This is a genomic window from Streptomyces poonensis (assembly GCF_014650915.1).
Classification (GTDB): Bacteria; Actinomycetota; Actinomycetes; order Streptomycetales; family Streptomycetaceae; genus Streptomyces; species Streptomyces poonensis.
In genome coordinates, this window is the sequence record NZ_BMVW01000001.1 from 1,323,257 (window position 1) to 1,348,401 (window position 25,145).

The window sequence follows — 25,145 nt, forward strand, 5'->3', positions numbered from 1 at the left end:
AGATGATCTGAAGAAACGGCCTAGCCCTTCGCCTTCGCCCAGAAGTTGACCCCCAGCTTCCCTGTCGTCCCGAGGTCCAGGTGCGGGGTCACCATCACGGGGTCGGCGCCCTCCCTCGCCCGGACCCGCACGTAGGGCACGTTCACCGCCGTACCGAACCCGGTGGTGTTGCGCCAGACCAGGCCGGCGGTCGCCGACTCGCCGGGTTCGAGGGTGACCGGTCGGGGCGGGCCATCGGGTCCGACGCCGGTGGTGATCTCGTCGCTGCCGTCGAGGATCTCGACGCCGTCGACGGGCTGGAAGTCGTCGTCCAGGAGTTCCAGCAGCGGGTAGCCCTCGACGGTGTAGGTACGCGTGCCGCAGTTGTCGAGGTGCAGGCCCACGACGCGCAGTCCCATGGCCGCGTCGCCCTCGTCGGCGTAGACCCGGACCCCGGAGGCGGGGCACGTGTCCGGGTCGGCCGGGGCCTCGCCCGCCGGGACCTTGGTCACTTCGAGCACCTCGGCCCGCGTCACCCGTGGCGTGGTGGGCGGCAGCACCCCGGCCCGCACCGTGCCCCGCACGGTCTCTCCGGGGCCTACGTCGCGCACGGTCTCGGTCTGGTTGCTCATGGCCCCGCCGTCGGCGCTCAGGAAGGTGAAGACGACGGAGTAGGTCAGGGGCTCGGTGCCCTCGTTGGTGACCTCGTAGCCGGCGGAGACTCCCGAGTCCGTGCCCGTGGCGACGCCGTCGGCGGAGACCGAGTAGCTGCGGGTGGGCGAGGGGGAGGCCGTCGGGAGGGTCAGCGAGGTGATCCGTACACCGTCCTTGCCCGGATCGTCGACCGGCGTGCCGGACTGCGACGCGGCCGCGTCGGCGCCGGGGCTCCCGGCGCCCGCGTGCTCTGTCCCGCACGCCGTGAGCAGCAGGGCGGTCGCGGCCAGAACCGGCAGGAAGGGGGCAGCCGCGGCGCGAGCCGGGCGGGAGGGTGCGGGTCTGCGCATCCGGTCATCCCATCAGGGCGCGGACCCCGCGCGTGCGACGGAGATCACAGTTCCCGTCACAGGGGTGTCACAGGAGGGGGACAGGGGGGGCCGGTGGCAGCCTCACGTCCCGTCGCGCGAGCCCTGGTCGATCCGCACCACGTACTTGCCCCGCACTCCCCCGGCTTCCAGGGCCCGGTGCGCGTCACCGATCTTCTCCAGGGGGAAGACCGTGTCCACCGCCGGGCGCAGTCGGCCGTTCTCCACGTAGTGCGCGAGGTCGTGGAAGAGCTGGTACCGCGGGTTGCCGCTGAAGAAGCGGACCCGGCCCCGTCCGTGGACGGCGCTGGCGGCGAGGTAGCCCAGAGAGGCGGCCGGACGCGACGGGTCGAGGGCGATCGTGACCATGCGTCCGCCGGGCTTCAGCAGGCGGCGGTAGGTGCGCAGACCGGTGCCCACGGTGTCGAGCACCACGTCGAAGCGGCCGAGGTCGTCCGGGCGGACGGTGCGATGGTCGACGGCGTGCTGCGCACCCAGTTCGCGGACGAAGTCGAGGTTCGCGGCGCGCGCCAGCGCGGTGACCTCGGCGCCGCGGGCCCGGCCGAGCTGCACGGCGACGTTGCCCACACCGCCCGCAGCGCCCCGTACGAGCAGCCGTTCACCGCTGCGCAGGGCGGCCTTGTCGCGGAGCGCGGTGATGGCCGTGGTGCCCACCGGGAGTGCGGCGGCGGCCACCAGGTCCAGCCCGTCCGGCACCCGGCCGAGCCGGTCGGGACGCACCGTCACGTACTCGGCCGCGCTGCCGAAGGCCGTGCGGCCCAGTACGCCCCACACCCGGTCGCCGATCCGGATCGCGGTCCCCGGCTCCGGCCCGACTCCGCTCTCGCCGGGGCCGAGCGCGACGACCTCGCCGGTGAAGTCGAGACCGATGCGCTGCGGGAACTTCCTGCCGGTGAGGAGCGCGGCCCGCCCGGACCGGGCCGTCAGCTCGCCGCCGTTCACGCTGAGCGCGCGCACCCGCACCAGCACCTCGCCCGATGCCGGCTCGGGGCGGGGCACCTGCCCCACGTACAGCACCTCGGGGCCGCCGAAGCGGTCGAACAGTACGGCCTTCATCGTCTGGCTCATCGTCGTCACCTTCGCTGCGTGCGTCGTCCCCGCGGGGACCTGGCACCGACGGTAGGTTGCCAAGTGGACGGAACCATCCACTTCTGGCGGAGGTGAGAGACAGTGGCGGTGGGATCCTCTCGGATCGCCTCTCGGACCGCGGCTGACGGCGAGGTGACGGACGGACTGCGGGTGGACGCCCGGCGCAATCGGGAGCGGATCCTCACCGCCGCCCGCGAGGTGTTCGCCGAGCGCGGTATCGACGCGCCGATGGCCACCGTGGCCAGGCGGGCCGGAGTCGGCGTGGCGACCTTGTACCGGCGCTTCCCGACCCGGGACGACCTGGTGCGGGCCGCCTTCGCGCGGCAGATGGACCTGTGCGGCCGGGTGCTCGCGGAGGCCGTCGACGACCCCGACCCGTGGCACGGCTTCCGGCGGCTGATCGAGACGGTCTGCGCGCTGCAGCAGGAGGAGCGGGGGTTCCCCGCCGCGTTCCTCCTCGCCTTCCCGGACACCACGCAGGAGCACACACGGGCGTGTGAACACGGGGAACGGGCCTTCGCCACCCTGGTCCGCAGGGCCCAGGCGGCGGGCGCTCTACGGCCCGACTTCCACCCCTCGGACCTCCTCGTGATGCTGCTGGCCAACTGCGGTCTGGTGGCGGCGCTGCCCGGGGACGGCGCGGCGTCCGGGCGGCTGGTGGCCTACCTCCTCGAAGCGTTCCGCGCCGAGCCCGCCCGCGGTGCGCTGCCCCCGCCGAGCGCGGTCCGCCTGCGCGACTTCAGCGGGCCGTTCCCGAAGGAGCTCCGCCGCGAGTGCTGAGAGCCTCCGCCAGTACCTCCGCCAGGTGCCGTGCCCGCACCCCCGCCAGCTGCTCCACCTGCGTGCGGCACGAGAAACCGTCCGCCAGTACCACCGCGCCCACCGCGCCGGTGCCCGTGGTCGCCGCGCGTACCGCCGGTAGCAGTCGCTCCTCCGCGCACGCCGTCGAGACCTCGTAGTGCCCCGCCTCGAAGCCGAAGTTGCCCGCCAGGCCGCAGCACCCGTCCACCAACTCGCCGTGCAGACCCGCCGCTTCGCGCAGGCGTCGGTCGGCCGCGTCGCCCAGGACCGCGTGCTGGTGGCAGTGGGTCTGGCCGGTGACCGGGCGGTCGACGCGGGGCGGGGTCCAGTGCGAGGCGTACTGCTCCAGGGTCTCCGCGAAGGTCCGTACGCGCGCCGCCAGTCGAGCCGCCCTCGGGTCGTCGTGCAGCAGTTCCCGCAGGTCCGAGCGGAGCGCCGCCGCGCAGCTCGGCTCCAGGACGACGACCGGGGCGTCGGTGTCCAGGACCGGTTCCATGAGGTCAAGGGTGCGGCGCAGGACCGTACGGGCGCGGTCCAGCTGGCCCGTCGAGATGTACGTCAGGCCGCAGCAGACACCGCCCCCACGCACCGTCGGCGGCAGCTCGACCGTCAGGCCCGCCGCCCCTAGGACCCGTACGGCCGCCCGGCCCACCGAGGGCGACAGGTGTTCCGTGAACGTGTCCGGCCAGAGGATCACCACCTGGCCCTGGCCCCGGCCGCCCCGGTCAGCGTCGGCACCGCCCTTCCGCGCCCACCACCTGGTGAACGGCTCCCGGGCCAGGTGCGGGATCTGCCGTTCCGGTGCGATGCCGCCGAGCCGTTTGGCGAGGGCCGCGAGCGGCCTCACGCGCGCGAGGGCGTTGGACAGCCCGGCCGAGCGCGTACGGGCGACCAGGCGGAGCCACCTCGGCAGCCACCCCATCGCGTAGTGCGCCGCCGGGCGGCGCCGGCCCTCGTAGTGGTGGTGCAGGAACTCCGCCTTGTACGTGGCCATGTCGACGCCGACCGGGCAGTCCGAGCGGCAGCCCTTGCAGGACAGGCACAGGTCGAGGGCGTCGCGGACCTCCGTCGAGCGCCAGCCGTCGGTCACCACCTCGCCCGCCAGCATCTCGTGCAGGAGCCGGGCGCGGCCCCTGGTGGAGTGCTCCTCCTCGCCGGTCGCGCGGAAGGACGGGCACATGACGCCACCCGGACCAGGTGTCGTGGTACGGCACTTGGCGACGCCCACGCAGCGGCGTACGGCCGCGCCGAAGTCACCGCCGTCCTCCGGGTAACCGAAGGCGACGTCGACCGGCTCGCGCGGCAGGACGGCGAAGCGGAGGTTCGCGTCCAGCGGGGACGGGCGGACCAGCATTCCCGGGTTGAGCAGGTCGTCCGGGTCCCAGACCCCCTTCACCCGCTCGAAGAGATCGATGACCTCGGGGCCGTACATCCGCGGCAGCAGCTCCGCCCTCGCCTGGCCGTCCCCGTGCTCCCCCGAGAGCGAACCGCCGTGGGAGACCACCAGGTCCGCGAGTTCCTCCGAGAAGCGGCGGAAGCGGGCCACCCCGGGTTCCGTCAGGAGGTCGAAGTCGATGCGGACGTGGATGCAGCCGTCGCCGAAGTGGCCGTACGGCGTGCCGCGCAGGCCGTACTCGGCGAGCAGGAGGCGGAAGTCCTTCAGGTACGCGCCCAGCCGCGCCGGCGGGACCGCGCAGTCCTCCCAGCCGGGCCATGCCTCCGTGCCGTCCGGCATCCGGGTCGCCGTGCCGGACGCGTCCTCGCGGATGCGCCACAGCGTGCGCTGGGCGGCCGGGTCCGTGACCACCAGCGCGTCCAGCGCGTCCGCCGCCCGGACGATCGCCTCCCCACGCGCGCGTGCCTCCGCCTCCGAGTCGCCGCCCGTCTCCACGAACAGCCAGGCCCCGCCCCTGGGCAGCCCCGCGCCGCCGTCCGGCACCAGGTCCGCCGCCATGCCCTCCACCGTCAGCGGGCTGTACGGCAGCAGACCGGGCGCCGCCTCGGCCGCCGCGCTCTCGTCGGCGTACGCCAGCACGGCGAGCGCACGCGCGCGTGGGGCCTCGACGAGCCGTACGACGGCCTCCGACAGCAGGCCCAGCGTGCCCTCCGAGCCGCAGAACGAGCGGGCCACGTCCGCGCCGTTCTCCGGCAGCAGGGCGTCCAGCGCGTAGCCGGAGATACGGCGCGGGAGGTCCGGGAAGCCCGTACGGAGAGGGCTCAACGCGGTTCCCACCAGCGGACGCAGGCCGTCCGGGGCGCCCGCCCAGTTCCGGCCGAGGCGCAGCGCCTCGCCCCTGCCGCTGATCACCGACAGCTCCTCCACGTTGTCGGCGGTCGTGCCCCAGGCCACCGAGTGGGAGCCACAGCTGTTGTTGCCGATCATTCCGCCGAGCGTGCAGCGGCTGTGGGTGGACGGGTCGGGGCCGAAGCGCAGGCCGTGCGGGGCGGCGGCCTCCTGGAGGCGGTCGAGGACCAGGCCCGGCTGAACGACGGCGAGGCGCTGTTCCGGGTCCAGCGCGATGATCCGGTTCATGTGACGGGTGAAGTCCAGAACCACACCTGTGCCCGTCGCCTGGCCCGCGATCGATGTGCCCCCGCCACGTGCCACCACCGGCACCCCATGCTCCCGGCACACGGACAGCGCCGCCGCCATGTCGGCCGCGTCCATGGGGGACACCACACCCAGCGGGACCCGGCGGTAGTTGGAAGCGTCCATGGTCGTGAGCGCCCGCGCGGTCGTGCCGAAGGCGACCTCGCCGTGTACGGCCGCGCGCAGCTCGGCCTGCAGCTCGGCCTGCAGCTCGGCCTGCAGCTCGGCGCGCGACCCGGCCCGCGTTTCCCGAGACTCCCGGAGATCCTTCATGTGTTCAGCATGGCCTCAGCAGGGCGTCACTCGCCCGTGGGCGGCAGCTGTCGGCTGCTGGCCGAATTCCTGTAGGTGTTGATCGGATCGCGAGAAGAGGAGCAGAATCTTCCCAAGTCGATCACGAACTCTCATATAGTGACGCCCAGTTGCGCATAGGTGTCGGCTCTCGCCAGAAAGAGACTGGACGGAAGACCGGACGGACAACCGGACAGACCCAAGGACCCGCCCCGAGGGCCACCCGAGACCACGGTGAACGCCCGCGGCCCCGACCGAGGACTCGATTGATGACCTCCCCCACGCTCCCCGGCGAACGCCCCACCGTCCGCAGTCTCCTACCCGCCTCTCTGCTCACCGCGGTGCTGGGCGCGCTCGCGGTCACCAGCGCGGTCGTCGTGGCGCCGGACTCCGTCCGCGTGCCCCTCGCGCTGGGCGGGAGCGCCGCGGCCCTGCTGCTGTGCGTGGCCGTCGCCATGGCCGTGCACGGGATCCAGTCGGCCCGGGTCACCCGCCGCCGGCTGGAGGCCGTCACCCAGGACGTGGGCAGGCTGGTCCAGGAGCGTGCCCTGCTGGCCGAGGATTCCCAGAAGGAGCGCGCCCGGCTGGCCGGCGAACTGACCCACGAGCGGAACCGTCTGACGGCCGAGCTGGACCAGGAGCGCGCCCGGCTGAACCGCGAGCACGCCGCCGATCGTGTCCGCCTCGTCGAGGAGCACACCGAGGAGATCGCCCGGCTGTCCGAGGAACACGCCACGGAGCTGGCCCTGCGGTCCGAGGACCACGCCGCGGAGATCACCCGGCTCTCCGAGGAACACACCGCCGAGCGCACCCGGCTCACCGAGGAGAACGCCCGGCTCACCACGCGGCTGCGCGAGGCCACCGGCCGGCGCGCCGCCGCGCTGTCCGCGACCGCGAACGCCGCCGGCCGTATGCAGGCCCTGGCCACCAGCATGCTCGCCGACCTCCGCGCCATGGAGGAGCGGCACACCGACGAGGACGTCCTCACCGACCTCCTCCACCTCGACCACCGCACCGCGCAGGCCGGACGGCTCGCCGACTCCATCGCCGTACTCACGGGTGCCCGTTCGGGCCGCCGCTGGGCCCGGCCGATCGGCATGGAGTCCATCCTGCGCGGCGCCATGGGCCGGATCAGCGGCTACCAGCGCGTACGCGTCCACTCCGCCAGCGAGGCCGCCGTCGCCGGACACGCCGCCGAGGGCGTCATGCACGCACTCGCCGAACTCCTCGACAACGCCGCCAACTTCTCTCCGCCGACCGCGGAGGTCCATGTGTACGTCGAGGAGGTGCCGGCCGGCGTCATCGTGTCCGTCGAGGACAGCGGGCTCGTCATGGGCGAGGTCCAGCTGCGCCGCGCCGAGCGGACGGTCGCGGGCGAGGGCGAGGCCGCCGAGCTCGGCGGTCTGACCGGTACCCGGCTCGGGCTCGCCGTCGTCGGCCGGCTGGCCCGCCGGTACGGCATGAAGGTCTCCTACCGGCCGTCCGCCCGCGGCGGCACGGGCGTGCTGATGCTCATCCCGCAGGACATCCTCGTACCGCAGGACGCCACCGGTGGCTTCACCGTCCCGGCGGTCCGGACCGTCCCGGACTCTCCGGCCTCCTCGTCCTCCAGTGCCTGGGACACATCCGCCGTCCCGGCGGTGGAGGCAGCGCCGGCCGTCCCGGCCCTCCCCGCCCCACCGGCCCTCCCGGCCGACCTGACCGCCGCGCCCCTCCCGGCCACCGCGTGGCCTGCGACGCCCCCGGCGCCCTCGCCCTGGACATCAGCGACGCCAGGGGCCTCTGGGACGTATGGGGTATATGGGGCGTCCGACGCGGATCTTCCCCGGCGCCGGGCCACCCCCTCGGCGACCGGCCCTGAGACGGGTTCCGACCTGTCGTACGCCGCCTCGCTCGCCGGGACCGATCTGGACCCCGACCCGGTGCCCACCCACGAGTCCCCGGACCCCTCGGCGGACGAGGGCCCGCTCGAGCTGCCCAGGCGCCGCCGCGGCCGTACCCTCGCCGAGGCCGAACGCGCGCTGGCCGCGACACGCTCCGCCGCGCCGCGCACCCCGCCGACCCCCGAGGAGATGAAGGCGCGCGCCGCCCGCTTCAGCAGCTTCCGGCGGGCCGTCCGCAACGCCCCCGACCAGGCCACGGCCGATCCGACCACGGCCGACCCGGCCCAGGGCAGTGCCCCGGCCGTCCCCGGCACGGCCGGCCCCGACACAGCCGGCCCCGGTGCGGCCACCCCGGCCTCCAGGCCGGCCGACAACGCACCCACGACCCCCCACTCCGACCCGGAAGGCGACACCACCTCATGACCGGCACGACCACCGCCGACGCAAAGCTCACCTGGCTCATACAGGGCCTGTTGGAGCGCACCCCGGGCGCGCGGCACGCGCTCGTGCTGTCCCGCGACGGCCTGAAGCTGTGCCGTACCCCGGAGCTCTCCGCGGACCAGGCGGACCAGCTCGCCGCGATCGCCGCCGGCATCCAGTCCCTGTCGCACGGCGCGTCGGTGGAGTTCGGCGACGGCACCGGGGGTGTCCGGTCGGCGATGACCGAGTTCTACGGGGGCGTGCTGTTCATCGTCGAGGCGGGCGAGGGCGCCCATCTGGCGGTGATCACCGACGAGGACGCGGACGCCGGGCTCGTCGGGCACAACATGAGCGAACTCGTCGAGCAGCTCGGCGAGTACCTGACCGCCCGTCCCCGTATCTCATGAGCAGGCCCGGCAGGGACGACTCCCCGGACCGCCTGTACACACTCACCGGAGGCCGCAGCCGGTCGGGATCGGACAGCCCCTTCGACCTGGTGACCCTGGTCGTCGCCGAGTGCGACCCGGTGCCCGGCATGCAGTCCGAGCACGCGGCGATCCTGCGGCTGGCCGAACGCCCCACGGCGGTCGTGGAGATCGCCGCCGAGCTCCGGCTGCCGGTCGGCATCACCAAGATCCTGCTGGCCGACCTCCTCGCGGCGGGCCGTATCAGCGCCCGCCATCCCCGTCAGGCCGCCGTACCCGACCCCGACATCCTGGAGCAGGTGCTCGTTGGACTCCGCAACCTCTAGAGCGAGCGCGCCGCTCGGCGCGTCGGCCGACAACGGCCTCAAGATCGTGGTCGTCGGCGGCTTCGGTGTCGGCAAGACGACGCTGGTCCGCTCGGTCAGTGAGATCCGTCCCCTCACCACCGAGGAGACGATGACCCAGGCCGGCGCGCACGTCGACGACCTGACCGGTGTCCAGGGCAAGACCGCCACCACCGTCGCCTTCGACTTCGGCCGCATCACGCTCGACCACCGCAATGTGCTGTACCTGTTCGGCGCGCCCGGCCAGGAGCGGTTCTGGTTCCTGTGGGACCGCCTGTTCTCCGGGACGCTGGGCGCGGTCGTCCTCGTCGACACCCGGCGCATCGACGATTCCTGGTACGCCATCGACCGGCTGGAGAAGCACGGCACGCCGTTCGTCGTGGCCTGCAACGACTTCGGCGGCCCGGCGTTCACCCCGGAACAGGTCCGCGAGGCGCTCGACCTCGATCCGCACGTCCCGCTGGTGACCTGCGACGCGCGGTCGAGGGAGTCCAGCAAGCTCGTCCTGATCACGCTCGTCGAGCACGTCGCGACGCTGTACGCCGGTGTCGGCGCCGGTGCCGGTGCCGGTGCCGGCAGCGACCCCACCGCCCCTGCCCGAGCCTCCCGTCAGGAGCTGGTGTGACCTCCGCCCCCATACCCCTCAGCGGTCCCCGGTTCCAGCAGGAGCCGGCCCAGCTGTACCGGGAGATGCGGCGCGAGCACGGCGCCGTGGTGCCGGTGCTGCTCGACGGCGGCATCCCCGCCTGGCTGGTGATCGGCTACCGCGAGCTGCACCAGGTGACCGGTGACCCGGCGCTGTTCAGCCGCGACTCCGACCTGTGGAACCAGTGGCCGAACATCCCCGACGACTGGCCGCTGCGGCCGATGATCGGCCACAAGCAGCCGTCGATCCTCTACACCGTCGGTGAGCGGCACCGCGAGCGGGCCGCCATGCTCGGCAACGCGCTGAACGGCGTCGACCCGTCCGAACTGCGCGGGCACGCCGAGCGGTTCGCCGACGAACTGATCGACGGCATCAGCCTCAAGGACGGCGCCGACCTCATCGCCGAGTACGCGATGCTGCTGCCGGTACGCGTCCTGGCCCGGCTGTTCGGCTTCGCCGACGACGAGGGCCCGGACCTGGTCACCGCCATGAACGACCTGGTCGACGGCCGGGAGCGGGCGATCGCGGGCCAGCAGCACCTGTTCGCCGCCATGACGCGGCTGGTGGCCGGGCGGAAGGCCGCGCCCGCCGACGACGTGGCGTCCCGGATGCTCGCCGACACCTCCGGGTTCACCGAGGACGAGATCGTCCAGGACCTGATGGTGATGATCACGGCGGGGCACCAGCCGACCGCCGACTGGATCGGCAACTCGCTGCGGCTGATGCTGACGGACGAGCGGTTCGCGGCCTCCCTGTTCGGCGGCCGCAACAGCATCGCCGAGGCCATGAACGAGGTGCTGTGGGAGGACACGCCCACCCGGAAGGTGGCGGGCCGCTGGGTCACCCGCGACACCCAGCTGGGCGGCCACCGCATCCGCGCCGGCGACATGGTGGTGCTCGGCCTCCAGGGCGCCAACTCCGATCCCCAGGTGCGCACCGACGGCTCGGCCCTGACCGGTGGCAACGCCGCGCACTTCTCCTTCGGCCACGGGGAGCACCGGTGCCCGTTCCCGGCGCAGGAGATCGCCGAGGTCATCGCCCGTACGGGGATCGAGGTCGTCCTGGACCGGCTGCCCGACATCGACCTGGCGGTCCCGGCCGAGTCCCTGACACGGCGCCCGTCGCCGTGGCTGCGCGGCCTGACGGAGCTGCCGGTGACGTTCACCCCGACTCCCGCCCTTGGAGGCGCGTTCGCATGACGGCTGTGACAGGTGTGACAGGACAGGCGCAGACGGAGCCCGCGTGCCCGCATGCCACCCGCATCGCACTCGACCCCTTCGTCTCCGACCTCGACGGCGAGAGCGCCGCGCTGCGGGCCGCGGGGCCGCTGGCCGCCGTAGAGCTGCCGGGCGGCGTTCCGGTGTGGGCGGTCACGCACCACGCCGAGGCGAGACGGCTGCTGACGGACCCCAGAATCGTGAAGGACATCAACGTCTGGGGCGCCTGGCAGCGCGGCGAGATCGCCCCCGACTGGCCGCTGATCGGGCTGGTCAACCCGGGTCGTTCCATGCTGACGGTGGACGGCGCGGACCACCGGCGGCTGCGCACGCTGGTCGCCCAGGCGCTCACGCCGCGGCGGGTGGAGCGGATGCGCGAGCGGATCACGGAGCTGACCGAGGGGCTGCTGGACCGGCTGGCGCACAGTACGGCCGATGTGGTCGACCTGAAGGCTGAGTTCGCCTACCCGCTGCCCATGTATGTGGTCGCGGATCTGATGGGCGTCTCGGAGGACCGGCTGCCGCGGCTGAAGGAGCTCTTCGAGGCGTTCTTCTCCACGCAGACGCCGCCGGAGCAGGTCGTCGCGACGCTCACCGAACTCGCCGAGATGATGACGGCGACGGTGGCGGAGAAGCGGGTGACGCCCGGTGACGACCTGACCTCCGCGCTGATCGCCGCTTCGGAGGACGGTGACCGGCTCACCGACCAGGAGATCGTCTCCACGCTCCAGCTGATGGTGGCGGCGGGCCACGAGACGACGATCTCCCTCATCGTGAACGCGGTGGTCAACCTCTCCACGCATCCCGAGCAGCGGGCGACGGTGCTCGCCGGGGAGGCCGAGTGGTCGGCGGTGGTCGAGGAGACGCTGCGCTACTCGACGCCGACGTCGCACGTGCTGATCCGGTTCGCGACGGAGGACGTGCCCGTCGGGGACAAGGTGCTGCCGGCCGGCGACGCGCTGATCGTCTCGTACGGGGCGATCGGGCGCGACGAGCAGGCGCACGGGCCGTCGGCGGGGGACTTCGACATCACGCGGACCACCGCCGGACGGCACATCTCCTTCGGGTACGGGCCGCATGTGTGCCCGGGGGCCGCGCTGTCGCGGCTGGAGGCGGGGGTGGCGCTGCCCGCGCTGTACGCCCGGTTCCCGTCGCTCGACCTGGCGGTCCCGGAGAGTGAGCTCCGTAACAAACCGGTGGTGACGCAGAACGACCTGTACGAGCTGCCGGTGCGGCTGAGGGGCTAGTTGCGCGCCCGGGGCGCGCGAAGGCGCGCCCCGGCGTCTCAGCCGACGGACGAGGTTTCGCCCAGGTTTCACGGAGCGGCTAGGCTCCCGTCGTGGCTGAGATCCAGATTCCCGCTGACATCAAGCCCGCCGACGGTCGTTTCGGCGCGGGCCCCTCCAAGGTGCGGACGGAAGCGCTGGACGCGCTGGCCGCCACCGGTACGTCCCTGATGGGCACCTCCCACCGCCAGGCCCCGGTCAAGAACCTGGTCGGCAAGGTGCGCGAGGGCATCGGCGAGCTGTTCTCGCTGCCCGACGGCTACGAGGTGGTCCTCGGCAACGGCGGCTCCACGGCCTTCTGGGACATCGCGACCCACGGACTCATCGAGAACAAGTCGCAGCACCTCAGCTTCGGCGAGTTCTCCTCCAAGTTCGCCAAGGCCGCGAAGCTCGCCCCGTGGCTGGCCGAGCCCACCGTGATCTCCTCCGAGCCGGGCACGCACCCGGAGCCCCAGGCCGAGGCGGGCGTGGACGTGTACGCGTTCACGCACAACGAGACCTCCACCGGTGTCGCCGCCCCGATCAAGCGGGTCGCGGGCGCCGACGAGGGCTCCCTCGTGCTCGTGGACGCCACCTCCGGCGCCGGCGGCCTGCCCGTCGACATCGCCGAGACCGACGTCTACTACTTCGCCCCGCAGAAGTCCTTCGCCGCCGACGGCGGCCTCTGGATCGGCCTCTTCTCCCCGGCCGCCATCGAGCGCGCCGAGCGGGTCCACGCGAGTGGCCGCCACGTCCCGGAGTTCTTCTCCCTCCCGACGGCGATCGACAACTCGCGCAAGAACCAGACGTACAACACCCCGGCCCTCGCCACCCTCTTCCTGCTCAACGAGCAGCTGGAGTGGCTGAACGGGCAGGGCGGTCTGGACTGGTCGGTCCGCCGTACCGCCACCTCCGCCCGCACCCTGTACGGCTGGGCCGAGGACAGCAAGCACGCGAACCCGTTCGTCGCCGACCCGGCCAAGCGCTCGCAGGTCATCGGCACGATCGACTTCAGCGACGAGATCGACGCCGCCGCCGTCGCCAAGGTGCTGCGCGCCAACGGCATCGTCGACACCGAGCCGTACCGCAAGCTCGGCCGCAACCAGCTCCGCGTCGCCATGTTCCCGGCCGTCGACCCGGCGGACGTCGAGGCGCTGACGAAGTGCATCGACTACGTGATCGAGCGGCTGTAGGCACATCATCACTTACTGGAAGGCCTGGCTTCACCCGTGTCGGCTGCGGGCGGTGCCAGGCCTTTCGCTTGCCCTGTCCGGGCTGGGGCGGACAGCACAGCAGTCCGTTCAGCATCCGTCCGGGAGACGCGCGGCCGTGCCCCCGCCATGGACGCCGTTCTCCGCACCTGCCGCGCTGATGTAGTCCGTTGCGAGTTTTCCACAGGCCCGAGGTACGCTGGCGCCAGGCAGCTGACAGCGAGGTTACGAAAGCGTGTTGCCAACTGCTCGATGCAGTCTGCTACCTGGCAGATCGTAGGTTGCATCCACTCATGTGACACCTTCCCCGCGAGGACACAGAGGCAGGAGCGCAAGAGCATGGTCACGCCGAAGGATCCGGCACTGGAGCGGCGCAAGGTGCGGCTGGCGCTCCGTGCGTTCCGGAAGGACGCCGGGCTGAACCAACCGGACGTCGCCGAAGCGCTGTCCTGGTCACCGTCGAAGGTCATCCGCATAGAAGGCGGATCCGTCGGCGTCTCGGTGACCGACCTGCGTGCGCTGCTCGACCTCTACAACGTCAGCGACGTCCGCCTCCGCCTGGACCTGGAGGAGGCCACGCGCGCCAGCCGCAGGCCCCCGTGGTGGAGTCCGTACCGTGACGTCGTGTCCGCCGAGTTCGGGGTCTATCTCGGGTTCGAGGGCAGTGCGGATGCCCTGTACGCCTACCACCCGACGTTCGTCCCGGGTCTGCTGCAGACCGAGGACTACGCCCGAGCCCTCCTGAAAAGCAGGTACACGGGTGCACGCCTGAAGGACGCCGTCGAGCTGCGCATGGAGCGTCAGGAGCGGCTGGTGCGCGGGCAGGAGGGGCCGGAACTGAACTTCCTCGTGGACGAGGCGGCGCTGCGCCGCTGGATCGGCGGTCCGGACGTCATGCGTCGTCAGGTGGAGCATGTGAAGACCGTGGCCGGGCAGCCTCGCGTCACTGTGGGCGTCGTGCCGTTCAGTCTCGGCGTTCATCCCGTGCTGCGCAAAGGCTGCATCGCGCTGACTTTCACGGACGGCGACGATGTGCTGTTCATGGAGAACTCGAGCGGTGCGCTGACCGTCCGGAACGACCAGTCCGCCGTCGACGACTATCTGACCGACTTCCACAAGTCTGCCGACAGTTCTCTGTTCGACGACAGGATGAAGGCCTTGGCCGACGAGATCATCGGGCATCTGCCGAACGGCCGTGCCGGTGGTCCGGCGGGTCCGTCGGACAGCCTGTCCTAGCCAGGAAGCGGCATCCCCACTGATAACAGTCGGGCAGAGACTGGGAGAGTCCCGTGACGGGGATCTTCACATGGATACGGGAACGGTCGGCACAGCTCAGGGAACGCCCCGACGCATCCGAGCGGGAGCCGGACCGGCTACCCGATGACGGTCCGGAGCCGGAGGACACCGAGGCCGCGCCCCCGGCGCAGCACGGGCCACCTCCCCTGACGGGCCGTCGGACGACGTGGCTCGACCTGATACGTGATGTGCTGTACAGCGACCAGGCCTTCGACCACCTCAGCAAAGCCGCGCCGTGGCTGGTGCTCTTCGCGGTACTGGTGGTTCAGGGCCTCTTATGGGCCCTTCACTTCGTTATGCGCGTCATCGACCCGGGAACCGCGCCTTCCGTAGGCCAACTGCTGGCACGGACTGTTGCGTTCAGTCTCCTGGTAGGGAGCGTCTGGCTCGGCAAACGGGTCATCCGCAGACTGACCGCACGGTCACGGCCCGGCGCACCAGCCGCACCGGAACCCACGGCTAACGATCCGGTGAACCGTACCGATCCCCCCGAGGCGGAGACGCCGGGCCCGAGGAGCGGCGAACCACAGCCGTAGCCCCCCGGTCGAGCAGCAGTCCTGCGGCCACGGCTACGAGCACGCCCACGGTGCCCCACACCCATGGCCGGGCAGCCCAACCGACAGCGAGCGAGACAAGTGCGCCCACCGCGGTCGCCAGGCTGCCGGCGACGACGCAACCGACGAGCACCACGGCTATGGGCAAGGAGGCCCTACGGACAGACGTCATCGGCTCCCGTGCAGCAGCGTGCGGTGGTCCTGTTGAGTTCCCCATCACGTCCCCAGTGTTTCTTCCTCGACACCTCTGGTACTTCGCTGAGCGCTGCGCAGCCCACATCCCCGAACGGTCCACGATTACCTCTCACCGCGATCCAGCCCTACGATGGTTGTCCGGATTTCGCCCTTGAGGTGCCGCGGGCACAGGTACTGCAGGAATGTTTCCCAGGATTCTGGACAAACAGTCAGGTCGGCCAGCGTCGGACGTTGCGAGTCCCGCACTCGCACCTCCCCTTGCACCAACGCGACTTCGACACAGTCAACCGGGTCGCAGGCGCTGCTTCTGCGCCAGACGGATACAGGAAGGTCCCCCTCAGCCACCCTGGGCTCCCTTGCGCCACGGGGCGGGTGACCTCACACTCCCAGCCATGCCGCACGCCCGAGAGCACCGTGCCTCCTGCCGTTGACGTCTCCGCAGGTTAGTGCGGCAGCGGAGAGCATGGCAGGAGGACGACGGGAACGGCCAGAGCTCGTCACAACCGGCCGCCGGTCACTCGACCCTGATCCTGTTTTGTCCTATTTAGCCTAAGGTTCTTCCGACCAGGCGTCCAAGGCCGAAACCAGCCCTGCTGGGGGGGTGCTCTCAGACCCCTCCACATCACCGGCTCAGGTTCTTGAACCTCCGCACCGCGAGCGGCAGGAACACCACCGTCAGGATCAGCGGCCACACCCCCGACATCAGCAGCGCGTGCTGCTCGACCCACGAGTCGTCGCTGCCCACCGGCGTGCCGAACAGTTCGCGGGCCGCCGCGGCCGTGGACGAGATGGGGTTCCAGGCGGCGACGAAGCCCAGCCAGTCCGGCATCAGCTGGGGTGCCACGAAGATGCTGGAGATCATCGTCAGCGGCATGGCGACCGCGAACAGGTTGCCCGCCGCCTCCGGGTTGGGCACCAGCAGGCCCAGCCACACGCCGACCCAGATCAGGGCGATCCGCAGCCAGAGGAGCAGTCCGAAGGCCGCGAGGAAGCCCCAGCCGCCGTCCGGCCGCCAGCCCATGACGAACGCGGTACCCATCATGATGAACAGCTCCACGCAGGCCAGGAGCAGATCCGTCACCCCGCGCCCGGCGACCACCGCGGAGGAGGCCATCGGCATGGACCGGAAGCGGTCGATGACGCCCTTGGTGGAGTCGTGGACCACGAGCGTCGCCGTGTTGATGAAGCCGAAGGCCATGGACATCACGAACATCCCCGGCATGAGGAAGTCCATGTAGTCCCCGCCGCCCGGCACCTTCATCGCGCTGCCGAAGACGTATCCGTACAGAAGCACGGACACGATCGGAAAGCCCAGCGCCCAGGCGATGTTGACCGGCTGGCGCTGGTAGTGGGTCAGGCCGCGGCGGACGAGGTTCCAGCAGTCCGCCAGCACCCAGTACGTCCGGCCGTGCACCGGCCGCTCCGCCATGTCCAGTGCGCTCACGCCACCGCCTCCTTCTCCGTCTCCGCCTCCGTGCGCTCCGTACGGTGGCCCGTCAGGCGCAGAAACACGTCGTCCAGGCTCGGCCTGCGCAGTCCGATGTCCTCGGCCGCGATGCCCTCGTCCTGGAGCGTCCTCGCCACCTCCGTCAGGGCGGCCACGCGGTCGGTCACCGGCGCGTGGACGCGCAGCTCGGTCTCGTCCGTCTCCGGTTCGCCGTCCGCGACCCGGGCGAGGACCTTCACCGCGCGCGGGATGTCGGCGCGCTCGGTGACGACGACCTCGATACGGTCGCCGCCCACCGTGTTCTTCAGCCCGTCCGGGGTGTCGTCCGCGATGGCCCGCCCCTGGTCGATCACGGTGATCCGGGAGGCCAGCTTGTCGGCCTCGTCCAGATACTGCGTGGTCAGCAGCACGGTCGTGCCGCCCGCCACCAGGCCCCGTACGGACTCCCAGACCTCGCCCCGGCTGCGCGGGTCGAGACCGGTCGTCGGCTCGTCGAGGAAGAGGACGGCCGGGGCGAGGATCATCGAGGCGGCGAGGTCAAGCCGGCGCCGCATGCCGCCGCTGTACTTCCCGACCCCCTTGTCCGCCGCGTCGGTCAGCCGGAACCGCTCCAGCAGCTCGTCCGCCCGCAGCCGCGCCCGCCTGCCGCCCAGATGGAACAGCCGGCCGAACATCTCCAGGTTCTGCCGCCCCGTCAGCACCTCGTCCACCGCCGCGTACTGCCCCGTGAGCCCGATCCGCGCCCGCACCTCGTGCGCCTGCCGCGCCACGTCGAGGCCGTCCACCGTCGCCCGGCCGCCGTCCAGTCGTACGAGCGTGGACAGGATGCGTACGGCGGTGGTCTTGCCCGCGCCGTTCGGCCCCAGCAGGCCGTGCACCGTGCCCTCGCGCACCGCCAGGTCGAAGCCGTCCAGCGCCCGCTTCTCCCCGTACCGCTTCTCCAGTCCTTCGGCCCGCACCGCGTAGCCGTCGTCGGCCATGACGTTCCTTCCCCCTCGTCCCGCACCAGGCATGCAAACTGGGTACGTCGTACCCAGTTCGCCGAGAGTACACCGTACTCAGTTTCTGTGCGAGCGATTATTCTGAGGCCCATGAACAGCGGCACCACGGGCACGGGCGGTACGGCGACCAGCGGCAGCGGCGACATCGTCCGCACCCTGGAGCTCCTCTGGGACACCGGCAAACGCCCCAGCCGCGGCCCCAAACCGGGCCTGACCTTGGACCGGATCGTGGAAGCGGCCGTACGGCTCGCGGACGCGGAGGGCCTGGAGGCGGTGTCGATGCGCCGGATCGCCACCGAGCTCGGCACCGGCACGATGTCGCTGTACCGCTATGTGCCCGGCAAGGGCGAGTTGCTCGACCTGATGCTCGACCGGGTGCAGCGCACGTCCGAGGACCCGGCCGCCCTCGGCGACGGCAGCTGGCGCGCGGCGCTGGAGACCCTTGCCCACGAGGGCCTCGCCCTCTACCGCCGGCATCCCTGGCTGCTCCAGGTGAACCAGACCCGCCCGATCCTCGGTCCGAGCGCGCTCGACGGCATGGAGAAGGTGCTCACCCTCATCAAGCCCATGGGTCTCACCGACCCGGAGCTGGTGTCGGCGGTCGTCATGATCGACGGCTACGTCCTCGGGGCCGCGCGGACCCAGCTCTACGCGCAGGACGCCGAGCGGCGGACGGGCCTGACGGACACCGAGTTCTGGCAGGCCCAGGTGCCCGTGCTGGAGAAGGTGATGGCGTCGGGGCGCTACCCGGTCCTGGCCGCGCTGTCGGACGACGCCTTCGGTACCGACTTCGACCACTTCGAGTTCGGGTTGCAGCGCATCCTGGACGGGCTGGAGGTGTTGGTGGAGCGGCGCCGTCGGCAAGAACCCTGACGTGGGCTGTCTACGACGACCGGCGCAGCAGCCGCCTCAGCCCCCACACGACCACGACGACGGCGACCACGGCCACCGCGCCCACCTGCACGTTCTTCGTGTCCCCGGCGCCGCCCCCGCCCTGTTCGGCCGCCCGCGGACTCGCCTCGCCGGAGGGCGACCCGGCACCCGTACCCGCGCCCCCGCCCGGCGCCGGCCGCGGCTCCACCGAACTGCCGCTCCCCTCACTCCCGTACATGATCTGGGTCCCGTCGGGGGTGTAGGTCATCGACTCCCCCTGCCGCTGCAACGGCACGCTGAGCCGCCCGGTCTGCTCGATCTTCCCGTCGTTCCAGTCGTACGCGATCCCGCCGAAGTACCCGCGGACGGCGAGCTGCTCGCCGTTCGGCGAGAACGCCCCGTCGGTGGCCCAGAGGTCGATGGACGCGGTCTTGCGGAAGACGTTGACGCCGCTGGTGGAGAGGGTGGCGGGGCCCTCGTACAGCGAGCCGCCGTCCTCCTTCTTGTCGGCGATGTACACGCGCCCGGTCTTCGGGTGCACCATCAGGGACTCCGCGTCCCGGGCGCCGTCGGCGTACCGGACGTCGTACTGCGTGGCGCGGACCGTCTGGTCCTTGAGCTCCTTCGGCTCGGGCAGCTCGTAGATCCACACGTGGTCCCAGGTGCCGCCCATGTTGTCGCCGATGTCGCCGACGTAGAGCTGGTCGCCGGGCCCGATGGAGATCGCCTCGACGTCGCGCGGGGTGCCCACCCCGGTCATGGTGACGGTGGCGACGGTCTTCCCCGTACGGCTGTCGACCGCGTACAGGTACGCCCCGTCGTCGCTGTCGTTGTGCGTCCAGTAGACCCCCGGGTGGAGGCGGGAGGCCGCGAGCCCGCTGGACTCGGTGATCCTCGGGTCCTCGATGGTGAACTCCTCCGCGTCGGCGGCGACCGCGGGCGCGGCCACGGCGGCGATGAGGAGGAACCCGGCGAGGCCCGCGAGGAGTTCGCGCGGCGGGAACGGTCGACGACGGCGCATTCCCCCAGCCTGCCATTCCCGCCATCACCGCACACGCCACGCCCGGGCCGTTCCGCGCGTCGCCGGCGTGGTCAGCCTCACACCCCGGCGGTCGCTCATGGTCTACGCCATCCACGATGATGACCGGATGCTTAGGTTCATGCCCGTCGGCGACTCCATGACGATCGGCAGCGCCGGCGAACACACCTGGCGTTACCGGATGTGGCAGCACCTGCGCGACACGTACGGCGGCCCGTTCCGGATCGTCGGCCCCCGCGAGACGCTCCACGACAAGGCGGCGGACGCCCCCACGTCGTACGACTACGCGGACCCGGACTTCCCGCGCGCCCACCTGGCCGGCTGGGGAGAGGGCTGGCAGCACATGGCACCTCTGATCGCCGACGCGGTACGAAGCTGCCGCGCGGACGTGCTTCTGGTCTCCCTCGGCCTGATCGACCTGGGCTTCTACACGAACGCCGAGCAGACGGAGGAGAACGTCCGCCGCTTCGTCACCCACGCGCGCGAGGCCAACCCGCGCATCCGGACGGTCGTGCTCCCGGTGATACCGAACGTGCGCGCCGAGTCGGACGCCGCGTTCGCCGCCGAGGTGACCCGCTTCAACGAACTCCTCGCCAAGACCGTCGCCGACCTGGACGAGCCCCGCTCCCCGCTGCTCCTGGCCTCCCCTCCCCCGTCGTACGACATCCACCACGACACCTACGACGGCACGCACCCGAACGCGAGCGGGGAGCACCGGATCGCGGCGGCGTTCGCGGAGGCGATGTACCAGGCGTGGGGCCTGGGGGAGCCGTACCAGCTCCCGTAGCGGGCCGTACGTGACCTCGTCACCGTGCGTATCGTTGTACTGCGCGGCTGCGTTCGATCGAGGCGTGGCCGGGGAAGAGCGCCACGATGACCGTCCTTGAAGACAGGATCGAGATGGCCGAGAGCGACGACACGAGCGCGCTGGACGCGCTCTTCGAGCAACTGTCCGTCCCCGAAGGTTTCAAGGTCGAAATCGTCGAGGGGGCCGTCTTCATGGTGCCGCAGCGGAGCACTCACTGGTTGATCATCCGCAGGATCCTGCATGCCCTGGACGAGTGGTTCGGTCTGAACGCCCTGGTCTTCTCGGATGTACGCATCGACTTTCCGGGGCACCAGAACGGTCTCTGCCCCGACGTGGCGAAGCTACGCGACGGTGCGGAGCAGGACGCGACCGGGCACTGGTCCCACCAGGACGTCGAGTTCATCGGCGAGGTGATCTCCAAAGGGACCGCCGCGAACGACTACGGCCCAAAAAGGATCGCCTACGCCACAGCCGGGGTTCCCGTCTACCTCATCGTTGATCCGTACGTCGGCAAGTGCGTCGTCCACACCCGGCCCAAGAACGGCGACTACGTCACACAGACGCCCGTCGCCTTCGGCGAGGATGTGGACCTGACCACGGCTCCCCTGGGTCTCACCCTCAAGACCGACGAGTTCCCCCGCGACTGACCGTTCCCCCCTTGCCTGGAGCGCACTCCAACCCGTTGGCTGGTGACCATGAAGTACACACAGCTCGGACGCACGGGACTCAAGGTCAGCCGACTGGTGCTGGGCACCATGAACTTCGGTCCGCAGACCGACGAGGCGGACAGCCACGCGATCATGGACGCGGCGCTGGACGCGGGCATCAACTTCTTCGACACCGCCAATGTCTACGGCTGGGCCGAGAACAAGGGCCGTACGGAGTCGATCATCGGCAACTGGTTCGCCAAGGGCGGTGACCGCCGCGACAAGGTCGTGCTGGCGACCAAGGTGTACGGCAACATGGGCGCCGACGGCGAGGCCTGGCCCAACCACGACAAGCTCTCCGCCGTCAATATCCGGCGTGCGGTCGACGCGAGCCTGAAGCGGCTGCAGACCGACTACATCGACCTCTACCAGTTCCACCACATCGACCGCTCGACTCCCTTCGAGGAGATCTGGCAGGCGATCGACGTGCTGGTGCAGCAGGGCAAGATCCTCTACGTCGGCTCCAGCAACTTCCCCGGGTACAAGATCGCCCAGGCCAACGAGATCGCCGCCCGCCGCGGCGGCACCATCGGCCTCGTCAGCGAGCAGTGCCTCTACAACCTCGCCGAGCGCCGCGCCGAGATGGAGGTCATCCCGGCCGCGCAGGAGTACGGCCTCGGGGTCATCCCCTGGTCGCCGCTGCACGGCGGGCTGCTGGGCGGTGTGATCAAGAAGCAGGCCGAGGGCGGACGCCGGGCATCCGGGCGGGCGGCCGACACGCTCGCCGACCCCGCCGCCCGCGCGCAGATCCAGGCGTACGAGGACCTGCTGGAGAAGCACGGCATCGAGCCCGGCGAGGCGGCGCTGGCCTGGCTGCTCACCCGGCCGGGCGTGACGGGCCCCATCGTGGGGCCGCGCACCGCCGAGCAGCTCCAGTCCGCGATCCGCGCCGTGGAGCTGGAGCTGAGCCAGGAGGTCCTGGCCTCCCTGGACGAGATCTTCCCGGGGCCGGGGCCGTCTCCGGAGGCGTTCGCCTGGTAACGGCGGCGCGTACGCGTACGGCGGCGCGTGGCGGCCGCGTTCGGCTCACCTGCCGAGCGCGGCCGCCACGGCGACGACGGCGAACATCAGCACAAGCGCACCGGCCATGATCCGGTTCCGGGTCTTCGGGTCCACGGAGTCGAGACTAACCGGCCGCCTCGGCGCACCCGCCGCCCGCCCCCAGCTCCCAGCCCGCCACCCTCTCGTACCGGGGCCGCTCGCCCGGTACCCCCGACTTCGGCAGGTTGCTGCGGACGAGCGCCAGCTCGCCCACCGTCCACGGACGGCCGGCGAAGCCGTCGAGGGCGTCGACGTACGGCCGCACGTCCAGCGGCTCCCGGCTGCGGGCCAGGGTCAGATGGGCCCGGTACCTGCGGTGCTCCAGCGGCAGGCCCGCCTTCCGCCCGGCCGCCTCCGCGCGCTCGGCCAGCAGCCGCAGGGTCCTGAGGTCGCCCTCGGCCCCCGCCCACAGCGCGCGCCCGTGGCCGAACTGCCCGCCGCCCCGGACCGCCAGCGGGAACGGCTCGGTGCGCCGCGCGGCCCGCTCCAGCCGCGCGGACAGGTCCGGTACGGTCCCGTCGTCGACCTCGCCGTAGAAGGCGAGCGTGAAGTGCCAGCCCGCCCGCTCCGTCCAGCGCAACCGGTCCGCCCCGGGCAGCCGCCGCAGCGCACCGGCGGCGGAGGCGAGCTCGTCGGTCACGTCGGCGGGCGGCAGCACGGCGGCGAACAGTCTCATGCCGTCACCCTCTCAGGTGCGTTCCTCAGGTGCGTTCCTCAGGTGCGGGCTCACCTGGTGGCCGTCGCCAGCCGGTCCCCCGCGGCCCTCGGCACGAACCGCACCTTCGGATGCCCGTGGTGCCAGCCGACCGACAGCCGCAGACCGCCCGCGCGCGTCAGCACCAGACCGACCACGGCGGCCGCCGCCAGCGAGACCAGACCGCCCGCGGCGAGTCCGACCCGGGGGCCGTACGCGTCCGTGACCCAGCCGACGATCGGCGCGCCCACCGGCGTACCGCCGAGGAAGACCATCATGTAGAGGGACATGACGCGACCGCGCATCGCGGGGTCCGTGGTCATCTGGATGCTGGTGTTCGCCGTGACGTTGACGGTCATGCCGAACATCCCGATCGGCGCCATGAGCAGCGCGAACAGCCACAGCGACGGCGACACGGCCGCCGCGACCTCCACGGCGCCGAACGCCAGCGCCGCCCCGATCAGCACCCGCAGCCGGGATGTGCCGCGCCGGGCCGCCAGCAGCGCGCCGGCCACGGAGCCGACCGCCATCAGCGTGTTGAAGAGGCTGTACTCGCCGGCCCCCGACGCGAAGACGTCGTCCGCGAAGGCGGTGAGGAACACCGGGAAGTTGAAGCCGAAGGTGCCGATGAACCCCACCAGCACGATCGTCCAGATCAGCTCGGGACGGCCGGCGACATAGCGCAGGCCCTCACGGAGCTGCCCCTTGCCGCGCGGGGCACGCTCGACCACGTGCAGCTCCCGCTTGCGCATCAGGAGCAGGCCGGCGATGGGGGCGACGAAGGACAGTCCGTTGAGCAGGAACGCCCACCCCGTGCCCACGCCGGTGATCAGCACACCCGCGACGGCGGGGCCGACCAGGCGGGCCGACTGGAAGTTCGCCGAGTTCAGGCTGACCGCGTTCTGCAGCTGCTCGGGGCCGACCATCTCGGAGACGAAGGACTGACGGGCCGGGTTGTCCAGCACCGTGGCGAGCCCGACGGCGAAGGCGGCGACGTACACATGCCACACCTCGACCTGTCCGGAGAGCGTCAGCGCGGCGAGCCCCAGACCGGTGACGGCCATCGCCGACTGCGTGCCGAGCAGTGTGGGGCGCTTGGGCAGACGGTCGACGAGGACCCCGCCGTACAGACCGAAGAGCAGCATCGGCAGGAACTGGAGCGCGGTGGTGACGCCGACGGCGGTGGAGGAGCCGGTGAGGCTGAGCACCAGCCAGTCCTGGGCGATGCGCTGCATCCAGGTGCCGATGTTGGAGACGACCTGCCCGAGGAAGAACAGCCGGTAGTTGCGTATGCGCAGGGAGCGGAACATCGAGGTGCGGGAGCTCCGGGCGGCTTCGGGCTCGCGGGGCGCGGTGGGCGCCTTCGACCTCGTGTCGGGGGTGGGCCGCACGTCGTGGGCGGGCTGGGAGTCGTGGGTGGGTTGGGAGTCGTGGGTGGTCGGTGCGGGGGCGGAGTCTGCTCCGGATCCCGTACTCAAAAGGGTTCGCCTCCTTGGCGGTCACGGACGCCGTCGGCCGTCGCGGCGACCACGTCGATCTCGCCGATCTCGCCGATCTCGCCGATCTCGCCGAGCACGAGAATCTCGTCGGTCACGGACATCGTCGTCCTTGGTGCAATCCCTTCGGAGGGTCGACCGAGGGGCTCACGGATGCGTGGCACGCGCGGGCGCGGCACGGGAGTGCGCGGGCGCCGGGCGCATGCCGTGCGGCTGCCCGGACGGTGCCGGCCCGGCAGCCGCTCACAGGTGCGCGAGCTTCTCCAGGACGGGCGCGGCCTCGCGGAGCTTGGCCCACTCGTCCTCGTCGAGGCCCTCGACCAGGGAGGCCAGCCACGCGTTGCGCTTGCGGCGACTCTCCTCGAGCATCGCCTCGGCGCGCTCGGTCTGCGCGACGACCTTCTGGCGTCTGTCCTCGGGGTGCGGCTCCAGGCTGACCAGGCCCTTGCTCTCCAGCAGCGCCACGATGCGGGTCATCGACGGCGGCTGGACGTGCTCCTTGCGGGCGAGCTCGCCCGGGGTGGCGGTGCCGCAGCGGGCGAGGGTGCCGAGCACCGACATCTCGGTGGGGCTCAGCGACTCGTCGACCCGCTGGTGCTTGATCCGGCGGCCGAGGCGCATGACGGCGGACCGGAGGGCGTTCACGGCGGCTTCGTCGTCGCCATGGGTCAGTTCGGACATGTTCTTTAGAGTAACTCATTACTCTGGCTAAATACCACCGGTGTGGCCGCTGTCCGCCCGTGAATCAGGCCACTCACGCACCACATCGCCGACACCCCACCGACACTTC

The 25,145-nt window shown here is 71.6% G+C and carries 23 protein-coding genes; 13 read left to right on the forward strand and 10 right to left on the reverse strand.

Annotation, left to right across the window (positions count from 1 at the left end):
* Positions 1-20: 20 nt before the first annotated feature.
* Together IE242_RS05930 and IE242_RS05935 are read right to left on the reverse strand one after the other, a co-directional pair.
* The gene (locus IE242_RS05930) at positions 21-983 is read right to left on the reverse strand and encodes a DUF4232 domain-containing protein (RefSeq protein WP_189855877.1); all 963 of its coding nucleotides are present in this window, start codon (positions 981-983) and stop codon (positions 21-23) included.
* A gap of 102 nt (positions 984-1,085) precedes the next feature.
* Positions 1,086-2,090 carry an NAD(P)-dependent alcohol dehydrogenase gene (locus tag IE242_RS05935; RefSeq protein WP_229858231.1) on the reverse strand — a complete coding sequence of 335 codons (1,005 nt, stop codon included), beginning with the start codon at positions 2,088-2,090 and terminating at the stop codon, positions 1,086-1,088.
* Positions 2,091-2,198: 108 nt separating this feature from the next.
* On the opposite strand from IE242_RS05935, the gene IE242_RS05940 reads away from it, so the two are divergent.
* Entirely contained in the window at positions 2,199-2,891 is a 693-nt protein-coding gene (locus tag IE242_RS05940) for a TetR/AcrR family transcriptional regulator (RefSeq protein ID WP_229858234.1), read from the forward strand.
* Here IE242_RS05940 and IE242_RS05945 read toward each other — a convergent pair.
* A complete protein-coding gene (locus tag IE242_RS05945; RefSeq protein WP_189855881.1) occupies positions 2,851-5,775 on the reverse strand; it encodes an FAD-binding and (Fe-S)-binding domain-containing protein in 2,925 nt (974 codons plus the stop codon). The genes IE242_RS05940 and IE242_RS05945 overlap by 41 nt on opposite strands.
* A gap of 287 nt (positions 5,776-6,062) precedes the next feature.
* Here IE242_RS05945 and IE242_RS05950 point away from each other — a divergent pair, with 287 nt between their 5' ends.
* The 8 genes from IE242_RS05950 (at position 6,063) to IE242_RS05985 (ending at position 14,440) form a co-directional block, all read left to right on the forward strand.
* Entirely contained in the window at positions 6,063-8,099 is a 2,037-nt protein-coding gene (locus IE242_RS05950; protein ID WP_189855883.1) for a sensor histidine kinase, read from the forward strand.
* Positions 8,096-8,503: a roadblock/LC7 domain-containing protein gene (locus IE242_RS05955; protein ID WP_189855885.1), complete on the forward strand. Its 408-nt coding sequence runs from the start codon at positions 8,096-8,098 to the stop codon at positions 8,501-8,503. The genes IE242_RS05950 and IE242_RS05955 overlap by 4 nt, the downstream gene beginning before the upstream one ends.
* Positions 8,500-8,847 carry a DUF742 domain-containing protein gene (locus tag IE242_RS05960; RefSeq protein ID WP_189855887.1) on the forward strand — a complete coding sequence of 116 codons (348 nt, stop codon included), beginning with the start codon at positions 8,500-8,502 and terminating at the stop codon, positions 8,845-8,847. Before IE242_RS05955 ends, IE242_RS05960 begins: the two co-directional genes overlap by 4 nt.
* Positions 8,828-9,490 carry a GTP-binding protein gene (locus tag IE242_RS05965; protein WP_229858237.1) on the forward strand — a complete coding sequence of 221 codons (663 nt, stop codon included), beginning with the start codon at positions 8,828-8,830 and terminating at the stop codon, positions 9,488-9,490. The genes IE242_RS05960 and IE242_RS05965 overlap by 20 nt, the downstream gene beginning before the upstream one ends.
* Positions 9,487-10,710: a cytochrome P450 gene (locus IE242_RS05970; RefSeq protein WP_189855889.1), complete on the forward strand. Its 1,224-nt coding sequence runs from the start codon at positions 9,487-9,489 to the stop codon at positions 10,708-10,710. Before IE242_RS05965 ends, IE242_RS05970 begins: the two co-directional genes overlap by 4 nt.
* Positions 10,707-11,975 (forward strand): cytochrome P450 family protein, encoded by a 1,269-nt coding sequence (locus IE242_RS05975; RefSeq protein ID WP_189855891.1) that lies wholly within the window; start codon positions 10,707-10,709, stop codon positions 11,973-11,975. Before IE242_RS05970 ends, IE242_RS05975 begins: the two co-directional genes overlap by 4 nt.
* 92 nt (positions 11,976-12,067) lie before the next feature.
* Positions 12,068-13,186, forward strand: a complete 1,119-nt coding sequence (serC, locus tag IE242_RS05980; RefSeq protein WP_189855893.1) for a phosphoserine transaminase — start codon at positions 12,068-12,070, stop codon at positions 13,184-13,186.
* A gap of 357 nt (positions 13,187-13,543) precedes the next feature.
* Entirely contained in the window at positions 13,544-14,440 is an 897-nt protein-coding gene (locus tag IE242_RS05985; protein WP_189855895.1) for a helix-turn-helix domain-containing protein, read from the forward strand.
* A 911-nt stretch (positions 14,441-15,351) separates the two neighbouring features.
* Here the strand turns inward: IE242_RS05985 and IE242_RS05990 are convergent.
* The 3 genes from IE242_RS05990 to IE242_RS06000 all read right to left on the reverse strand — a co-directional run bounded on the left by IE242_RS05990 (position 15,352) and on the right by IE242_RS06000 (position 17,676).
* Complete coding sequence (locus IE242_RS05990) at positions 15,352-15,594, reverse strand: DUF397 domain-containing protein (RefSeq protein WP_189855897.1); 243 nt, start codon at positions 15,592-15,594, stop codon at positions 15,352-15,354.
* Between the two features lie 277 nt (positions 15,595-15,871).
* Positions 15,872-16,678, reverse strand: coding sequence for an ABC transporter permease (locus IE242_RS05995; protein ID WP_189856469.1), 807 nt, complete (start codon positions 16,676-16,678; stop codon positions 15,872-15,874).
* An 11-nt stretch (positions 16,679-16,689) separates the two neighbouring features.
* Entirely contained in the window at positions 16,690-17,676 is a 987-nt protein-coding gene (locus tag IE242_RS06000) for an ATP-binding cassette domain-containing protein (protein ID WP_189855899.1), read from the reverse strand.
* Between the two features lie 111 nt (positions 17,677-17,787).
* On the opposite strand from IE242_RS06000, the gene IE242_RS06005 reads away from it, so the two are divergent.
* Positions 17,788-18,570: a TetR/AcrR family transcriptional regulator gene (locus IE242_RS06005; RefSeq protein WP_189855902.1), complete on the forward strand. Its 783-nt coding sequence runs from the start codon at positions 17,788-17,790 to the stop codon at positions 18,568-18,570.
* Between the two features lie 10 nt (positions 18,571-18,580).
* Here IE242_RS06005 and IE242_RS06010 read toward each other — a convergent pair whose 3' ends face one another.
* Positions 18,581-19,591 carry a WD40 repeat domain-containing protein gene (locus tag IE242_RS06010; protein WP_189855904.1) on the reverse strand — a complete coding sequence of 337 codons (1,011 nt, stop codon included), beginning with the start codon at positions 19,589-19,591 and terminating at the stop codon, positions 18,581-18,583.
* A 127-nt stretch (positions 19,592-19,718) separates the two neighbouring features.
* Here IE242_RS06010 and IE242_RS06015 point away from each other — a divergent pair, with 127 nt between their 5' ends.
* From IE242_RS06015 to IE242_RS06025, 3 genes are all read left to right on the forward strand, one after another.
* Complete coding sequence (locus IE242_RS06015; protein ID WP_189855906.1) at positions 19,719-20,396, forward strand: SGNH/GDSL hydrolase family protein; 678 nt, start codon at positions 19,719-19,721, stop codon at positions 20,394-20,396.
* A gap of 86 nt (positions 20,397-20,482) precedes the next feature.
* Positions 20,483-21,064, forward strand: coding sequence for a Uma2 family endonuclease (locus tag IE242_RS06020; RefSeq protein ID WP_189855908.1), 582 nt, complete (start codon positions 20,483-20,485; stop codon positions 21,062-21,064).
* A 48-nt stretch (positions 21,065-21,112) separates the two neighbouring features.
* Positions 21,113-22,105: an aldo/keto reductase gene (locus tag IE242_RS06025; protein WP_189855910.1), complete on the forward strand. Its 993-nt coding sequence runs from the start codon at positions 21,113-21,115 to the stop codon at positions 22,103-22,105.
* Positions 22,106-22,250: 145 nt separating this feature from the next.
* Here IE242_RS06025 and thpR read toward each other — a convergent pair whose 3' ends face one another.
* The 3 genes from thpR to IE242_RS06040 form a co-directional block, all read right to left on the reverse strand.
* Complete coding sequence (gene thpR, locus IE242_RS06030; RefSeq protein ID WP_189855912.1) at positions 22,251-22,841, reverse strand: RNA 2',3'-cyclic phosphodiesterase; 591 nt, start codon at positions 22,839-22,841, stop codon at positions 22,251-22,253.
* Positions 22,842-22,891: 50 nt separating this feature from the next.
* Entirely contained in the window at positions 22,892-24,337 is a 1,446-nt protein-coding gene (locus IE242_RS06035) for an MFS transporter (RefSeq protein WP_189855914.1), read from the reverse strand.
* A 261-nt stretch (positions 24,338-24,598) separates the two neighbouring features.
* Positions 24,599-25,036, reverse strand: a complete 438-nt coding sequence (locus tag IE242_RS06040; RefSeq protein WP_189855916.1) for a MarR family winged helix-turn-helix transcriptional regulator — start codon at positions 25,034-25,036, stop codon at positions 24,599-24,601.
* Positions 25,037-25,145 lie beyond the last annotated feature (109 nt).